Below are 15,880 nucleotides of genomic sequence, written 5' to 3'. Positions count from 1 at the left end.
CGCCATGTCTTTTTATCTGCTTCTTTCTGCATCACATGGCTGTTAATGAACCAAAAAGGTGTAACCTGGACGATCACACCTTTTTGACATACTCTCCAGTCTGAAAACCGGATACATTTTCCTCAATTATAACAATGTACCGATCTTAGATACAAATGTAGTCACACCGAGGTATGCTGTAAGAATTACCACGATCACTCCAAGAATGGTAAGTACTACCGGATGATGATAATTCTCTCCCATAATAGATTTCTTATGTGCAGCGATCAGACAGATTGCCAGGGTGATCGGAAGGATCAGACCATTCACAGCACCTGCAAGTACAAGAAGTACTGCCGGATTTCCAAGGATAAACATAATGGCTGTAGAAATAATGATAAATCCGATGATCACTTTATTTTCATTTTCCTCGATAGACTTGCTGAAAGTCTTCAGGAAGGAAACTGAAGTATAAGCTGCACCGATAATGGATGTGATTGCTGCGCACAGAAGAACCAGACCTGCAAAACGGTATCCGATTTCACCAGCCCCCTGCTTGAAGGCGTCTGCTGCAGGATTTGCAGCATCCAGTGTTACGCCCTTGACAACAACGCCCAGAACAGCCAGAAACAGGAAAATACGAACAATCGTAGCAATGATCATACCCATAACAGAACTCTTGTTGATCTCTTTCAGGTTCTTCTCGCCTGTAATTCCTGCATCGATCAGACGATGTGCGCCGGAGAAAGTGATATATCCTCCAACAGTACCTCCCAGAAGCGTAAGGATTGCAGGAATCAGATTTGTGGCACCGGCTTCCGGTACAAATGTATTCTTCAATGCACTTCCTACCGGTGGTTTTACCACAATGATCACAACAAAGATTACGATAATCATAATGGCACCCAATACCTTGGTAATAGTATCCATGGCACTTTTGGCATTTTTCAGCACAAATACCAGGATTGCCAAAAGACCTGCCAGTATGTAACCAACTTTGGTAGGTATTCCAAGCAATGTGTTAAAACCAAGTGCTCCGCCACCTACGTTTCCGATATTAAATACCAGACCACCGAATACGATCAGTATCGATACCAGATATCCCAGTCCCGGAAGTACCTTATTGGAAACATCCTGACCTCGAAGTCCGGTCACACAAAGCACACGCCAGATATTCAGCTGTGCAATGGCTGCAAGGATTACGGAAACCAGGATAACAAATCCAAAACTTTCCTGATACTGTCCGGTAAACGTTGCTGTCTGTGTCAGGAATCCTGGTCCGATTGCAGATGTGGCCATCAGAAACGCTGCGCCAAGTAAGGCTCCGCCACTCTTTTTCTTTTCGCTCATTTTTATTGCCTCCTTTTCATGTTATTATCGCACATTATACTAAAAAATGAATATTTACACAAGTAAAAATTATTTTGATAACTTTTGATGTCGAATTTTTGTTACTGTTCACTGGTAATATCCCGCGAGGTGTTTTTTGTGAGCAAAGGTCACAGAAAACCCGAGACATACTGCGCGAATTTATGCGATTAGCATAAATTAAGTTTGCGAAGCAAACGATACTCCTTGGGCATTGCACAAGGAGGTTCATATTTCCTGCATCGCGAAGCGTGTTGCTGAGAACGGAGTGAACAGTAACGAATTTTTATAATCTGTATTTTGTAATAAAAAACAGCAAAGGAGTACCCGGATTCCCATCCGATACAGCTCCTTTGCTGTTTTTTCAGTTAAAATGTAAATTTATCCGCAAAATATGCATCCAGTTCATCAATCTTCACACGAACCTGCTCCATAGTATCACGGTCGCGGATTGTAACTGCTCCGTCGTTTTCGGACTCAAAGTCATAAGTTACACAGAACGGAGTACCGATCTCATCCTGTCTTCTGTAACGTTTACCAATGTTTCCACGATCATCATATTCACAGTTATATTTCTTGCTTAACTGCTGATAGATCTTCTCTGCACCCTCATTAAGCTTCTTGGAAAGAGGAAGCACACCGATTTTAACAGGTGCAAGTGCCGGATGGAAATGAAGAACTGTACGAACATCATTCTTCTCTGCATCCAGAACTTCTTCGTCATATGCGCTGCACAAGAATGCAAGTACCACACGGTCAGCTCCAAGTGACGGCTCGATTACATATGGAATGTATTTCTGTTTCTTCTCATCGTCAAAGTATGTCAGATCCTGTCCGGATACATTCTGATGCTGAGTCAGGTCATAATCTGTTCTGTCAGCGATTCCCCACAGCTCGCCCCATCCAAACGGGAACAGGAACTCTACGTCTGTGGTAGCCTTGCTGTAGAAGCTTAATTCTTCTGCGTCATGATCACGGTAACGAACTTCTTCATCTTTTAATCCAAGAGAATATAACCAGTTCAGGCAGAAATTCTTCCAGTATGCAAACCACTCAAGGTCTGTATCCGGCTCACAGAAGAATTCAAGCTCCATCTGCTCGAACTCACGTGTACGGAATGTGAAGTTACCCGGTGTGATCTCGTTACGGAAAGATTTACCAATCTGACCGATACCAAACGGAATCTTCTTACGGGATGTTCTCTGAACATTCTTAAAGTTTACGAAAATACCCTGAGCTGTCTCAGGTCTTAAATATACAGTATTCTTGGCATCCTCTGTAACACCCTGGAATGTTTTGAACATCAGGTTGAACTGACGGATATCTGTAAAGTTATGTTTGCCGCATGTAGGGCATGGTACATTGTGATCTTTAATGAAGTTCATCATTTCTTCCTGAGACCATCCATCTACAGAGCTCTCAAGTTCAATGCCATTCTCCTGGCTGAAGTCTTCGATGATCTTATCTGCGCGGAAACGTTCATGACATTCCTTACAGTCCATCAGCGGGTCAGAGAAGCTTCCCAGATGTCCGGATGCAACCCATGTCTGCGGGTTCATCAAAATTGCACAGTCAACACCTACATTGTATGGGGATTCCTGAATAAATTTCTGCCACCATGCACGTTTTACGTTATTCTTTAATTCTACACCAAGATTACCGTAATCCCATGTGTTTGCAAGACCACCATAGATTTCGGAACCCGGGTAAACAAATCCTCTTGCCTTTGCCAGCGCAATGATTTTGTCCATTGTTTTTTCCATGACTATTCTCCTCGTTCTTTTTATAAAATGCGTGTAACTGTTCATATCCGTCAGGCAATTTGGTTCACAATCCATTCCGCTATTTGATTAACGTAATAAACAGCTACAATTAACGTTATTATAACTGTATCTGATTTCTTTTTCAAGGTATCTCAGCTCATTATTTCCAGAATTTCCAGACTTTTGAACCGTTTTTCAGTGTTCGCAGCAATATAGGTATGGATATGACGTTCCAGTTCATGGAGTACTTCTTCTGTAACAGTAAATGTATAAAGCTTCCCAAGAGAAGCAGTTACTATGTACTGCATGGCATATAATGCAGGTGCTGAGATTCTCTTTGCATCATTTACATGTCCCAGACAGGCTTTATCCAGAATACCATGATTCTGCTGAGAAAAGAAAAGCTCTTCTCCCTCCACAGGCTGTCTTTCGCAGCACACACAATGAAACAGTGAAGGACACAATCCCTGTGCAGCCATCATACGAAGTTCAAAAATACACCTCACCAGCCTGTCATCAATATTCGGGTTCAGAAGTGCCTTCACTGTCACATACAGAAGGTTCATAGATTCTTTCTCGTCAATCCCCTCCTGTCCGAAATAATCTGCCAGTTCCAGAAAATAATATCCATAGTAGATTCCAGGCTGTTCACCTGCCAGTTCCACAAAATGATGACTGATGGATACCTGATTCAGATTATAACTGGAACGCCCCTCATAAAGGGCAAAGGTTCCAAACACAAAAGGATTGGCAGCCGCCAGAAACTGGCTGTTTGGGCGGCGGGCTCCTTTTGCAAACGCGGAAATCTTGCCTCTTTCTCTGGTGAGAAGGACGATCCGCTTGTCATATTCTCCCACAGGCATGGCAGAGAGCACTACTCCCTGCACAGTTATCAAATCACTCATTCTCTCTGTTTCCTGACTGTCTTTTTATTTAGATTTCCTTCTTATCGTAACCAAAGTTCTTGATAAGGAAATCACTGTCTCTCCAGTCTTTCTTTACTTTTACCCAAAGCTTCAGATTCACTTTTGATTCCAGCATACGCTCAATCTCATATCTTGCATTACTTCCGATTTTCTTTAACATCGCACCCTGTTTGCCGATGATAATTCCTTTGTGAGATTCTCTTTCACAGATAATTGTCGCATCAATATCCACGATTGGATTTTTTCCCGGACGCGTTTTCATCCGGTCAATGGCAACTGCGATTCCATGAGGAATTTCCGCATCCAGTGCATGAAGTGCTTTCTCGCGGATGATCTCAGCCACGATCTGACGCTGAGGCTGATCAGTAACTGTATCCTCGTCATAAAACATAGGACCGTAAGGCAGATATTTCAGGATACAACCGATAATATCCTGAGTATTCTGTCCACGCAGTGCAGAGCATGGGATAATCTCTGCGAAATCGCATACTTTTCGGTAAGTGTCAATGGCAGGAAGGATTTCTTCCTTTGATACAGTATCAATTTTGTTGATGATCAGGATTACCGGCACTCCGATTCCCTGAAGCTGTTCTGCAATATGACGCTCTCCTGCCCCGATAAAGGTACTTGGCTCTACCAGCCACATAATGGCATCTACCTCTTTTAAAGTTCGCTCTGCCACCTGGACCATATATTCTCCCAGCTTATTCTTTGCCTTGTGGATACCGGGAGTATCGAGAAATACGATCTGACCTTCGTCACAGGTATAAACGGTCTGGATACGGTTTCTGGTTGTCTGTGGTTTCTTGGATGTGATAGCGATCTTCTGTCCGATGAGATGATTCATCAGAGTGGATTTACCTACGTTTGGACGTCCGATAATCGCTACAAATCCGGATTTAAAATTTTCGTTCATTCTGTTCTTTCCTTTTTTAACAATTGATCAGTGGTTTCACTTCCATCAGTACATCAGAGGCCTCAGCCACCTTGCTCTCGCTTCCCACCACACATATCTGATCTGCTGCCAGAACTGCCTCTATGATCTCGGCCAGTGCATGGATATCCTCTGCAGACGCATTCAGAATCTGATCACGTTCTTTCTGGAGCATCTCCTCTGTCACACCGCAGAAATATGCTGTCTTGGAAACAGAACCTTTCATCTGAGGTGTCCTGGGAACATCCTTTCCGCTGATGGTACCAATGATATATTTTGTCATCTCCCGCTCATCTGTCTGGAAATTACGGATATAATCCGGAATCCCCTTATATACATCCAGTGTACGTTTCAGATGAGGATCGCGGTAAGATACCAGATAGCTCTCACCATTCCTCTTAAATCCGCTCATGCATCCATATGCACCGCCCTTTACGCGCAGATTCATCCACAGATAATCATAACTTAAGATAACCTTCAGAATTTCCAGTGCACCTGTATATTCCAGGCCTTTTTTCTTAAAATTACCGGTCTGAGCCACATACTGGACCTGTCCGGAAGTCTTAAATCCCTCATTTTTCTTTGTGCAAGTCAGCTTCTCTTTCGATTTCTCCACCGGCTCTGTGCCAAGTCCTGCCTTTACAGTTCCCGTCAGTTTCTGAACTGTCTCCAGGGACTCTCTCTCACCTGTATAACTGATCATAAAGTTCTCCGGACGGAGAATTTTTTTCATCAGTTTGCAAAGTTCTTCTACAGTTTCCTCTTTTCGCTGTTCAAAATCTTTTTCCAGTTTCTCGATAAACTGATAATATCCGATTCCCGCCATCTCATCCTGGAATGCAGCCATCGGAGAAGAATATGCAGCTGCTCTGAGTACAGCAGTGGAATGTCCGGCACCTGTCAGGTTTACCTGTGCCCTGGACTTCACAGATGCAACAATCTCATAGAGACGCTTGGTATCCTCCAGTTTCGAGCTGTTCAGGATCTCCCCGATCATTTTGAAAAGAAAATCCATTTTCGTATAAAGTGCCTTACCTCTTACAGAGAACATAGCCTGAAACTCTTCTGTAGAATCAGCTCTGTCAAAAACCTCTACCCCACAGTTGATACCGCCTGTATTGGCATTGATCTCATTAAACAGTTCTCCGTATGTGTAATTCTCTGTATCCACATAACCCAGTACGGATTTCAAAAGTCCCAGATAAGGAATCTGCTCAGGCGCAATACTGTCAGTCTTAAACATCAGGTCTACGTAACCGATACCATTTGTGCATACGTCATGGTAAAGGAACAGACTGTCATCTACCGTTAATTCTTCATTTATGATCTTTGCAGCTTCTCTTTTAATATCACTTCTCTTTAACATCGGAATGCACTCCAGTGCTTTTGGATCTTCGCCGGCTTCCTGATATGCTTCCAGTGCTTTCGTCTTCTCAACCATTGCATCCAGCTGTTCTTCAGAAAGACTGCTTCTGTATGCTTCCAGCTTCTCCTCCAGCTCTTTCTCACGCTGGGCTGCCAGACCTTTCTTCGGCACAAGAGTCATGATGCATCCATGTGGATTCTCAAGAAGATATTTACGGATCAGTTCTTCAAAATATCCTTCGTTTACTGCCTTTTTCAGTTTTTCAAAAACTGTAAGCTGCTGTACCTGTGCAAAGGGATTTCCTTTTTCATACAGCCAGTCTCCCAGAATATCCAGACTGTACATCAGTCCTTTCGGATAAGAGGAAAAATCAGCTTCACGATAGCGGAATTCAAAGTAATTGATTCCTGCCTCTACAGCTTTCCTGTCAATTCCATTCTTAACAATATCTCCCAGTACCTGTCTGATCACAGATACGAATTCTTCTTTTCTGTCCGGATTGGAACCTTTTGCAATTACTGTAAAATATGGCTGGAGAATACCATCATCATAAGATCCATAGACATCCTTGCCTGCTTTTACATCCAGAAGTGCCTGCTTTAACGGTGCTCCCGGTGCGCTTAACAGTGCGTAATCCAATACCTCAAATGCCATCGCCATCTGACTGTCCGCAGCATTTCCCACAACCATGTTATAAGAAAGATAGGTATTGTCCTCTTCTCCCTCATTCTCAGCAACCGGATACTCAAGAGTCACATCCCGGCATGCTCCGAATGCTTTCTGTTCCTGAATAACAGAATCCACATCCAGATAATCAAAATGCGACAGATAATGCTCATCCAGGAATGCCAGTTTCTCTTCCATATCCATATTTCCATACAGATAAATATAGCTATTGGATGGATGGTAATAAGTTCTGTGGAAGTTCAGGAAATTTTCATAGGTAAGATCCGGAATATTTTTCGGATCACCGCCTGATTCACATCCATAAGTGGTATCAGGGAAAAGGTGATTCATAATCTCCCGTTCCAGAACTTCATCCGGTGAGGAGAAAGCACCTTTCATCTCATTATATACAACACCGTTATATTTCAGCGGTCCTTCCTTCTGTTCCAGATGATAGTTCCAGCCTTCCTGACGGAAAATCTCTTCTCTTTTATAGATATTCGGATAAAATACCGCATCCAGATAAACATGCATCAGATTCTGAAAATCCTTATCATTGCAGCTGGCTACAGGATAGCAGGTTTTATCCGGATAAGTCATGGCATTCAGGAACGTATTCAGAGAACCCTTTACCAGTTCTACGAAAGGATCCTTTAATGGAAATTCCCTTGAACCGCAGAGTACACTGTGCTCCAGGATATGTGCCACACCTGTGCTGTCCTTAGGCGGTGTGCGGAATGCGATATTAAATACTTTATTCTCATCATCATTCTCGATCAGCATAACTCTTGCACCTGTTTTCTTATGGCGCAGAAGCCAGCCTGTAGAATGGATATCTGTCAGATTTTCTTCTGTCACAACTTCATAAGCCGTCAAATTTTCTTTGTTCATGTATGCCTCCAGTAATTTTTTTTTGGCTTTTCTTTATAATCCGCCTTCTCCCGGGAAATGTGCCTCATAAACTTCTCTTGCTGCCCTTGTTATCATTTCCAGTTCTTCCTGCATGTTGATTTCCTCCGGAAATGCAATGGCAGTGGTATAAATATCGTTCTGAATCTTACTCTTTGCACTTTTCTCACTGATATGGACAATCCCGCACAAGATCGTGTTATAGGCCTTATCCTTCTCGCAGAGTTCCATATAGGTTTTGACCATATGGCAGCATTCTCTGTAAAGCAGTTCTCTGTGAAGCTCACTTTTCTCCTGCATTTCTCTGAATTTCAGCCTGGTAAGATTTTTCCCGATTTCTTTTCTGGCCCTCTTTAAACCAAACAGCTTTCCCGCTGTATCCTTGTTATATTCCATTGCCATCCAAAGTGCCAGATATCCATCAGCACGTGTACCGGAGCCTGCCTCTGAAGGTTCTCCGTAACGCAGTTCCCACAGTTCCTTACGGACAGCATTTGCCTCCTCATCTTCACCTGCCGCAATAGACTGGTCAAGAAACATCTTTCTTTTCATCGGATCATGCTCTCTGTAATAAAGAGCAATTGTTGGTGTGTCTGTCATATATTTGTCCTTTCCGGTTACTTTATCTGCAACTGTCTGCTGCCTTTACAGTTACCTTTCTCTTACAATCCAAAACTCTACTTTCATGGCTCTTCATAGGTAAGCTCTGTTTCTGCCAGAGACAGTGCCTCTTCAATAACCTGATCCATATCCATATAGCGATACATGCCAAGTCTTCCGCCAAAGATCACATTCTTCTCTTCCAGTGCGCGACGTTCATATTTGTCAAACAGTTCACTGTTCTTCGGGTCATTGACCGGATAGTACGGCTCTTTGCCTTTCTCCCATGTTGCCGGATATTCTCTGGTGATCACAGTCTTTGGCTGTGTACCAAATTCAAAATGTTTATGCTCGATGATCCTTGTATACGGAACTTCATAATCTGTATAATTGACAACCGCATTGCCCTGATAATTTCCCATATCCAGCACTTCTGTCTCAAATTTCAGTGATCTGTATTCCAGTTCTCCGTAACAATAGTCATAAAATTCATCGATCATACCTGTAAAGAGTACTTTATCTGCCTGTGCAGTCAGTTCTTCTCTGTTTGCAAAGAAATCTGTATTCAGACATACCTGTACACCCTCCAGAAGTTTCTTCACAATACGTGTATATCCACCTTTGGGGATTCCCTGATAAGGATCTTTGAAATAGTTATTATCATAAGTATAACGCAAAGGCAGTCTTTTTATGATAAATGCCGGCAGATCTTTACACTCCCTGCCCCACTGCTTCCTTGTATATCCCTCTACCAGTTTCTCATATACGTCCTGTCCAACCAGTGCAAGCGCCTGTTCCTCCAGGTTCTTCGGATGGGTAATGTGCATTCTTGCGATCTGTTCCTGTATCTTCGCTTTTGCCTCTGCAGGAGTACGTACTCCCCAGAGCTGATGGAAGGTATTCATATTAAACGGCAGATTATATAACTCATCCTTATAGACTGCGATCGGTGAATTTACAAAATGATTAAATTCTGCAAACTGATTGATATAATCCCACACCTGTTTTCTGGAAGTATGAAAGATATGTGCACCGTATCTGTGTACCTGGATCCCCTCTACTTCTTCTGTGTAAATATTACCGCCGATATGACCTCTCTTATCGATCACAAGGCATGTTTTCCCCCGTCTTGTGGCCTCATGTGCAAATACTGCACCAAAAAGGCCGGCTCCTACTATCAGATAATCATATTTCTTCATGTGCGACACCTTCTTCTTGTAATAATCAAGCGGATAAAATCATCCGCTTCGCTACGCAGCTCTACACCGAATAACTGCTCCGCAGTTTATCAGGTTAAAAAAGCAGTAACGCTTTTTTTGCGCTACTGCCATTATAACAAATTCATCCGAAAATGGATAGTCTTTCTATTCTATTATTTTCCTGCCACTTTATCAAACACATCTGTGATTTCTTTGGATGGTGCTTTTGTAGCCAGACTGAAGATAATGATCATCGCAAGGCTGACAGCAAAACCTACAGCCAGAGAATAAAGTCCTGTATAAGAACCAAGAGTCTGTCCTGCCGCAAACGGTATATAATCCCAGACGATAACTGTCAGACCACCGGAAACAATACCTGCAACTGCACCTGCAAGGTTTGTTCTTCTCCAGAACAGTGACATTACCACAGTCGGACCAAACGCTGCACCAAGACCAGCCCATGCATTGGATACCAGTCCCATGATACTGCTGTTCGGATTCCACGCGATCACAAATGCCAGAACAGACACCACGATAACCGTAAATCTTGCAACTGCAAGGATTTCCTTTGAGTCTGCATCCTTCTTAATGAACTGATGATATAAATCCTCAGATGCTGCGGACGCTGTTACCAGAAGCTGTGAATCCGCTGTGGACATAATTGCCGCAAGAATACCGCAGAGGAAGATTCCTCCGATAAACGGAAGTCCCAGATGACTGGAAAACAGTTTATTGATCATCTCGATAAATACACTCTCTGAGGAAGATGCACCATTTTCACCAAGTACAGTCGGAAGCAGATATGCACGACCTATAATACCGATAAAGCACGCTGCTGTCAGAGAAAGGATATCCCACACGATTGCGATCGCACTGGATTTTTTTAATTCTTTCTCACTCTTTACAGCCATGAAGCGGGTAAGGATATGAGGCATACCGCAGTATCCAAGTCCCCATGCAAGCTGGGAAAAGATTTCAACAAATGTATATGGACGCTCTCCGTTCTCAAAAGGATTCAGGAAAGCTGCTGCTCCCCCCGGTGCTCCGCTCTGTGTCAGAAGATCACTCAGACTTCCGCTCAGTGTCAGATATGCAACCAGCGGAACGATCAGAAGACCGATCAGCATCAGTGTTCCCTGTACAAAGTCAGTTACGCATACAGCCATAAATCCCCCCATAAATGTATAACAGAGGATGACTGCTGCACCAATTGCCAGAGCTATATGATAATCAATTCCAAATACTGTGTTAAAAAGTTTACCGCCGGCTGCCAGTGCAGAAGCTGTATAAACCAGGAAAAAGATTACGATCACGATGGATGAAAGCAATAACAGGATTCTCTTCTTATCCTGAAATCTGTTCTCAAGAAATGCCGGGATTGTAAGGGAATTGTTTGCTGCGATCGTATATTTACGAAGTCTGTGTGAAATACACACCCAGTTTAATACAGTTCCGATGAACAGACCTACAGCAATCCAGATCTGTCCTGTTCCCAGTGAATAAATTGCTCCCGGAAGTCCCATTAAGAGCCATCCGCTCATATCTGATGCCTGTGCTGAAAGAGCAGCTACCCATGCATTCAGTCCACGTCCGCCCAGAAAATAATCTTCCGAGCTGCTTGTTTTTTTCATATAAACCACACCAATGACTATCATAAGTAACAGATAGGCAACAAATGCGGACAATATGACCATTGTTGTACCACTCAAATTTACTCCTCCTTTTTTCTTCTTTTTTTCATACACTCTGGATTTGTCAAAGTATGTTCTGTTTCCTTCACATATTTATCCAAAAACAGAATACAGTCATTTTATATACTGCAAAAAGTAACCGGGTACCACTTCTGTACCCGGCTACTTTACCACATTACCTTAGCATTACGCAAGTGTATTTCTTGTTTTTCGACATTTTTCCGCCATTTTATGGAATTATTACTGTTACCGTCCGGCAAAGACCTTCACAGTAACTGTTTTATATTTTTACACCCAAACAGGTACTCTGTCAATCAGAAATTTATCTGTTTCTGTCTGCCAGCCTGTTTACATTCTCTTTTTGCTGTATGTTTTCTGCCTGCCAGAGCGTGTCTGAAAAATGCTTTACGCAAGATGTGCGTCACAATTTGTGGGAGATTTTGTTCGGATGAGGGCGTCATAGTGGGCTACGACAACCGAATTCGGACAAAATATACCGCAAAGTGGGGCGTGCAGATTGCGGGAATGATTTTTCAGACACGCTCCAGGGCTTTATCTTTTTTCAGATAAACATTCTTAATATAGGAAATCAGTACCTCTTCCCCATGATCATTAAGTATCCGCAGCAGTCCCTCCAGATCTCTCTTTGTCTTCGGATGGATAAACCACAGCTTTTCCTTACCTTTCAGATAATAGTCCAGAGGCTGATGCTGATCATACTTATCCCCCAGATAATTTCTGGAAGCACTGATCCTGTCCATCACCATTTCCGCAATATATTTACGGGGCATGGGCACACCATTGATGATATGCTCATCTCCCGGTGCATAATCTACCCAGTACTCAAAATGATGTTTGTTGCGCCCTTTATGATGAAGCCAGGATTTTGATATTCCTGTATCTTCTCTTTCTGCATTGTTGGGACTTCTGTCTCCCTGATAGTATTTACATCCAACCAGAAATTCCACAGGTGCATATTTGGACAGGTCATGAAGCAGTCCCTGTTTATACATACCAGCCCGGAAACAGTAATGCATAACCAACAGCTTATGTCTGGTTATTGTTTTAAAGTGCAGCCACGGATGCATCTTTCTTCTCCTCCTCTACAGCCATCAGCACCACGATTGTACGCGGTGTGACCTTCAGCTTTTTACTATAAGTTTCCTGTTCCTGCTCCAGGAAACCATTCTCTTTCACAGTACTGGTATCAATCACTTTCTTCCATTTTCTGTATCCTGCCAGATTAGGAAGCGCAAAAATACGATCTTCCCAGTGAAAGTTATATGCAACGTATATGGAAGCATCCTCGCTGCCGTCTGCCCGGTGCGCATAGGCGCCACAATACATAATTCCAAGCAGTCTGGATGTGTTCTCAGAATTCATATACCATGCGCGTTCTCCATGAAGGGAAACATCCGGCAGTCCCCTGGTCTGATAATCCACTCCGTACATTTCTCCCGGAACATGAAGAATCGGATGTTCTTTCCGGAAAGCAATGGCATTCTTTACAAACTGAAACAGGGATTCATTTTTCTTCAGTGCTTTCCAGTCGATCCATCCAACCTGATTGTCCTGACAATAGGCATTATTATTTCCGTTCTGTGAATTTCCAAACTCATCCCCGCCATAGATCATAGGAACACCCTGACTGAGCAGCACCATAAGAAAAGCATTTCTTATCTGTCGTTCTCTCATCTGTCTGATCTGCAGCCTTCTGCTTGGCCCTTCCACGCCACAGTTCCAGGAATAATTATAACTACTGCCATCGTGATTATTCTCCTGATTTGCTTCATTATGTCTGTAATTATAGGTCACCATATCATTCATGGTAAAGCCATCCTGACAGGCCATATAATTGATAACTGCATAGGCATTGGGATTTCTTCTGATATGGTAAGCTGTCGCTGAAACCATATCTTCGTCACTTTTCAGGAAACGGCGCATATCCTGCAAAAATCCCGGATTATACTGTGCAATACATTTGTCTTCCGGTTTCTTCTTTTTCCGGATCTGGCTCTCATCAAAATCGTGAAACATCAGCCGGGTATCACTTAAAACCCCGTCATGCATCAGCAATTTGGCAGAAACTCCCTCACCCAATACATGAAATCCGTCTACATGATAGTAAAGTTTCCAGAACTGCAATGCCCTGAGTGCTGTCACAGGATTACATTCTCGTGGAAAATACATTTCCATGATACAGGCAATTCCGGCCTGATGCAGTTTTTTAATGAATGTTTTAAACTCTTTCTCCGGATCATCTGTTGCACAGTAAGATCTCTTGGGTGCAAAATAATAGCCATACATATATCCCCAGAAATTAACACGTCCCTGTGTATGCTTCTCAGATACCATTTTCTCAGATTCAGAATTCTTACAGGTACCGCTTTCCATAAATTCATATGCAGGCATCAGTTCAATTGTATTGATACCAAGCTCTTTCCAGTACGGGATCATTTCCTCCAGTGCCTGAAAAGTTCCCTTTGTACCGGTTATCGTCCGATTCGCTTTTGTATATCCGCGCACATGCAGTTTATAAAGGATCATTTCGTGATATGGAATAGCCGGATTTTTGTCGTTCTCCCAGTCAAAAACTTCTTTTTTAAGAAATCCTCCCCTGACTTTGTGCGGATTCGTACCCACCTCTGCACCAAAGCGTTCCCGTCCCAGAATCCTGTACGCACAGGGATCAGTATACACCTTTCCATTTATCAGAAAATTGTACTCGTACTCTTTCAGATTAAAATCCGGAATATACATTGCATATACATTTCCGGTTCTGTTTTCTTCTGTAAAAGGAATCTCCACATAAGGTTTTGCTGATCTCTTTTTGTAGAGAATCAGAGATGCTCTGCTGTCTTCCGGTACCTCAACTGCAAAATTACAGCCATCTGCCAACGGATTTGCACCAGGCACAAGAGCCAGCCCCTTTTCTGTTTTCATCTTTCTGCTCTCAGCCATCTCTTTCTCTCCTTCATATTTTTTCTTGTTGCTCATTACACTTTTCAGAAATACTACACAACGCTATAATGTAATCTGAAGTTCTACCGGACAATGATCGGAACCCATAATTTCAGAATGGATTTCTGCGCCTTCAAGCTTATCCTTCAACTGTGGAGACGTGATAAAATAGTCAATTCTCCACCCTGCATTCTTCTCTCTTGCCTTGAATCTGTAAGACCACCATGAATATCTGCCCTCTACATCCGGATAAAAATAACGGAATGTATCGATAAATCCACTCTCCAGCACCTTACCAAAGCATGCTCTCTCTTCATCTGTAAATCCGGCATTTTTCCGGTTGGTCTTAGGATTCTTCAGGTCGATCTCCTGATGTGCCACATTGAAATCCCCGCAGCAGATTACAGGCTTACTTTCCTGCAATTTCAACAAGTATGCCAGAAAATCCTCTTCCCAGTGCATACGGTATTCCAGTCTGCGCAGTTCACTCTGGGAATTTGGTGTATATACAGTCACCAGATAAAATTTTTCATATTCCAGGGTGATCACACGCCCTTCTTTGTCATGTTCCTCAATTCCAATTCCATACGCCACAGACAGTGGCTCTTTCTTTGTAAAAACAGCAGTTCCGGAATATCCCCGTCTGTTGGCATAATTCCAGTACTGATAATATCCCGGAAGTTCCAGCTTCACCTGCCCCTGCTGGCATTTCGTTTCCTGCAGGCAGAAAATATCCGCATCAAGTGCTGCAAAGCTCTCTTCAAACCCTTTGCCAATGCATGCACGTATACCATTTACATTCCATGAGATTAATTTCATAATCAACTGATCCCCTTTGTTTTCTTATTAGCCCTATTCAGCATTTGCTAACGATTCTCCCCTGAACGCTTCTGGTCTATTATAGCACGTTTCATGACTGTAAAAAACCTCTTTTTCTCCGGTTTCTGCTCATTGCATTTTTTTCTGGTTTCTGCTACAATGAACTGACATCAGATAAACATAGTCCCTGATAAATAAGAAAGAATGAGGAATATAAAATGAGTGACGAATTTACAGCTGGCGGATGTAACCCGAGTGACTGCGCTTCCTGCGGTGGTGGATGCAGTTCAGCCGGCGGATGCGATCCTGTTGAAAACCACAAGACAATCACCCTTACCATGGAAGACGATACAGAGGTAGAATGTGCGATCCTCACCGTTTTCCCGGTAGATGCGAAGGAATATATCGCACTTCTCCCACTTGATGAGAACGGTCAGAATGAAAGCGGCGAGGTTTACCTCTACACATTTGCCCGTACTGAGAGCGGTGATCCGATGCTTTCCAACATCGAAAGCGATGAAGAATATGCAAAAGCCGCAGTTGCTTTTGACACAGTGCTCCAGAATGCAAAAGATTCTATGGATAAGATTGACTGATCTGTTAAAGAATTTCATATGTAAGACTAAAATAAGAACCATCATCATTGATATGCTACCCTCATATAGGACAATGAAATATAAAAGTCCTATATGGGGGTAT

The 15,880-nt window shown here is 42.8% G+C and carries 13 protein-coding genes and 1 pseudogene; 2 read left to right on the top strand and 12 right to left on the bottom strand.

Annotated elements, in window-relative coordinates; genetic code table 11:
* Window positions 1–126: 126 nt before the first annotated feature.
* The 9 genes from LJE09_RS12310 to LJE09_RS19220 all read right to left on the bottom strand — a co-directional run bounded on the left by LJE09_RS12310 (window position 127) and on the right by LJE09_RS19220 (window position 11,896).
* On the bottom strand, window positions 127–1,329 hold the full coding sequence (locus tag LJE09_RS12310) for an NRAMP family divalent metal transporter (protein ID WP_008707553.1): 1,203 nt from the start codon (window positions 1,327–1,329) through the stop codon (window positions 127–129).
* A gap of 386 nt (window positions 1,330–1,715) precedes the next feature.
* Window positions 1,716–3,110: a glycine--tRNA ligase gene (locus tag LJE09_RS12305; RefSeq protein ID WP_026649282.1), complete on the bottom strand. Its 1,395-nt coding sequence runs from the start codon at window positions 3,108–3,110 to the stop codon at window positions 1,716–1,718.
* Window positions 3,111–3,262: 152 nt separating this feature from the next.
* Complete coding sequence (gene recO, locus LJE09_RS12300) at window positions 3,263–4,015, bottom strand: DNA repair protein RecO (RefSeq protein WP_025577211.1); 753 nt, start codon at window positions 4,013–4,015, stop codon at window positions 3,263–3,265.
* A 28-nt stretch (window positions 4,016–4,043) separates the two neighbouring features.
* Window positions 4,044–4,952, bottom strand: coding sequence for a GTPase Era (gene era, locus LJE09_RS12295; RefSeq protein WP_008707556.1), 909 nt, complete (start codon window positions 4,950–4,952; stop codon window positions 4,044–4,046).
* 16 nt (window positions 4,953–4,968) lie between these two features.
* On the bottom strand, window positions 4,969–7,893 hold the full coding sequence (locus LJE09_RS12290; protein WP_227311387.1) for an insulinase family protein: 2,925 nt from the start codon (window positions 7,891–7,893) through the stop codon (window positions 4,969–4,971).
* A 33-nt stretch (window positions 7,894–7,926) separates the two neighbouring features.
* A complete protein-coding gene (locus LJE09_RS12285; RefSeq protein ID WP_055053695.1) occupies window positions 7,927–8,511 on the bottom strand; it encodes a DUF6553 family protein in 585 nt (194 codons plus the stop codon).
* An 83-nt stretch (window positions 8,512–8,594) separates the two neighbouring features.
* Window positions 8,595–9,710 (bottom strand): UDP-galactopyranose mutase, encoded by a 1,116-nt coding sequence (gene glf / locus LJE09_RS12280; protein ID WP_227311386.1) that lies wholly within the window; start codon window positions 9,708–9,710, stop codon window positions 8,595–8,597.
* Between the two features lie 173 nt (window positions 9,711–9,883).
* Window positions 9,884–11,419, bottom strand: coding sequence for a sodium/proline symporter PutP (gene putP, locus LJE09_RS12275; protein ID WP_182465166.1), 1,536 nt, complete (start codon window positions 11,417–11,419; stop codon window positions 9,884–9,886).
* A 387-nt stretch (window positions 11,420–11,806) separates the two neighbouring features.
* Window positions 11,807–11,896 carry a DUF6783 domain-containing protein gene (locus tag LJE09_RS19220; RefSeq protein ID WP_329288283.1) on the bottom strand — a complete coding sequence of 30 codons (90 nt, stop codon included), beginning with the start codon at window positions 11,894–11,896 and terminating at the stop codon, window positions 11,807–11,809.
* Here LJE09_RS19220 and LJE09_RS19215 point away from each other — a divergent pair.
* Window positions 11,855–11,971: pseudogene (locus LJE09_RS19215) on the top strand (DUF6783 domain-containing protein); the annotation flags it as partial. The gene LJE09_RS19220 and the pseudogene LJE09_RS19215 overlap by 42 nt on opposite strands.
* Here LJE09_RS19215 and LJE09_RS12270 read toward each other — a convergent pair.
* The 3 genes from LJE09_RS12270 to LJE09_RS12260 all read right to left on the bottom strand — a co-directional run bounded on the left by LJE09_RS12270 (window position 11,935) and on the right by LJE09_RS12260 (window position 15,181).
* Complete coding sequence (locus LJE09_RS12270) at window positions 11,935–12,489, bottom strand: DUF5662 family protein (protein ID WP_025577200.1); 555 nt, start codon at window positions 12,487–12,489, stop codon at window positions 11,935–11,937. The pseudogene LJE09_RS19215 and the gene LJE09_RS12270 overlap by 37 nt on opposite strands.
* Window positions 12,467–14,362 carry a Type II secretory pathway, pullulanase PulA and related glycosidase gene (locus LJE09_RS12265; protein ID WP_227311385.1) on the bottom strand — a complete coding sequence of 632 codons (1,896 nt, stop codon included), beginning with the start codon at window positions 14,360–14,362 and terminating at the stop codon, window positions 12,467–12,469. The genes LJE09_RS12270 and LJE09_RS12265 overlap by 23 nt, the downstream gene beginning before the upstream one ends.
* Before the next feature lie 63 nt (window positions 14,363–14,425).
* Window positions 14,426–15,181: an exodeoxyribonuclease III gene (locus LJE09_RS12260; protein ID WP_055053692.1), complete on the bottom strand. Its 756-nt coding sequence runs from the start codon at window positions 15,179–15,181 to the stop codon at window positions 14,426–14,428.
* A 218-nt stretch (window positions 15,182–15,399) separates the two neighbouring features.
* Here LJE09_RS12260 and LJE09_RS12255 point away from each other — a divergent pair, with 218 nt between their 5' ends.
* Window positions 15,400–15,777 carry a DUF1292 domain-containing protein gene (locus tag LJE09_RS12255; protein WP_025577193.1) on the top strand — a complete coding sequence of 126 codons (378 nt, stop codon included), beginning with the start codon at window positions 15,400–15,402 and terminating at the stop codon, window positions 15,775–15,777.
* Window positions 15,778–15,880: the final 103 nt, after the last annotated feature.

The organism is Blautia sp. DFI.3.45, assembly GCF_020593505.1.
GTDB lineage: Bacteria > Bacillota > Clostridia > Lachnospirales > Lachnospiraceae > Blautia_A > Blautia_A wexlerae.
The sequence above is the reverse complement of the archived record's forward strand: the minus strand, read 5'-3'. Positions and strand labels throughout refer to the sequence as shown.

What these genes read in the sequence shown, in the direction of transcription:
- LJE09_RS12260 (WP_055053692.1), bottom strand. Translation starts at nt 15,181, where the DNA reads ATGAAATTAATCTCATGGAATGTAAATGGTATACGTGCATGCATTGGC.
- LJE09_RS12255 (WP_025577193.1), top strand. Translation starts at nt 15,400, where the DNA reads ATGAGTGACGAATTTACAGCTGGCGGATGTAACCCGAGTGACTGCGCT.
- glf (WP_227311386.1), bottom strand. Translation starts at nt 9,710, where the DNA reads ATGAAGAAATATGATTATCTGATAGTAGGAGCCGGCCTTTTTGGTGCA.
- recO (WP_025577211.1), bottom strand. Translation starts at nt 4,015, where the DNA reads ATGAGTGATTTGATAACTGTGCAGGGAGTAGTGCTCTCTGCCATGCCT.
- era (WP_008707556.1), bottom strand. Translation starts at nt 4,952, where the DNA reads ATGAACGAAAATTTTAAATCCGGATTTGTAGCGATTATCGGACGTCCA.
- LJE09_RS12290 (WP_227311387.1), bottom strand. Translation starts at nt 7,893, where the DNA reads ATGAACAAAGAAAATTTGACGGCTTATGAAGTTGTGACAGAAGAAAAT.
- LJE09_RS12305 (WP_026649282.1), bottom strand. Translation starts at nt 3,110, where the DNA reads ATGGAAAAAACAATGGACAAAATCATTGCGCTGGCAAAGGCAAGAGGA.
- LJE09_RS12310 (WP_008707553.1), bottom strand. Translation starts at nt 1,329, where the DNA reads ATGAGCGAAAAGAAAAAGAGTGGCGGAGCCTTACTTGGCGCAGCGTTT.
- LJE09_RS12265 (WP_227311385.1), bottom strand. Translation starts at nt 14,362, where the DNA reads ATGGCTGAGAGCAGAAAGATGAAAACAGAAAAGGGGCTGGCTCTTGTG.
- LJE09_RS12270 (WP_025577200.1), bottom strand. Translation starts at nt 12,489, where the DNA reads ATGCATCCGTGGCTGCACTTTAAAACAATAACCAGACATAAGCTGTTG.
- LJE09_RS12285 (WP_055053695.1), bottom strand. Translation starts at nt 8,511, where the DNA reads ATGACAGACACACCAACAATTGCTCTTTATTACAGAGAGCATGATCCG.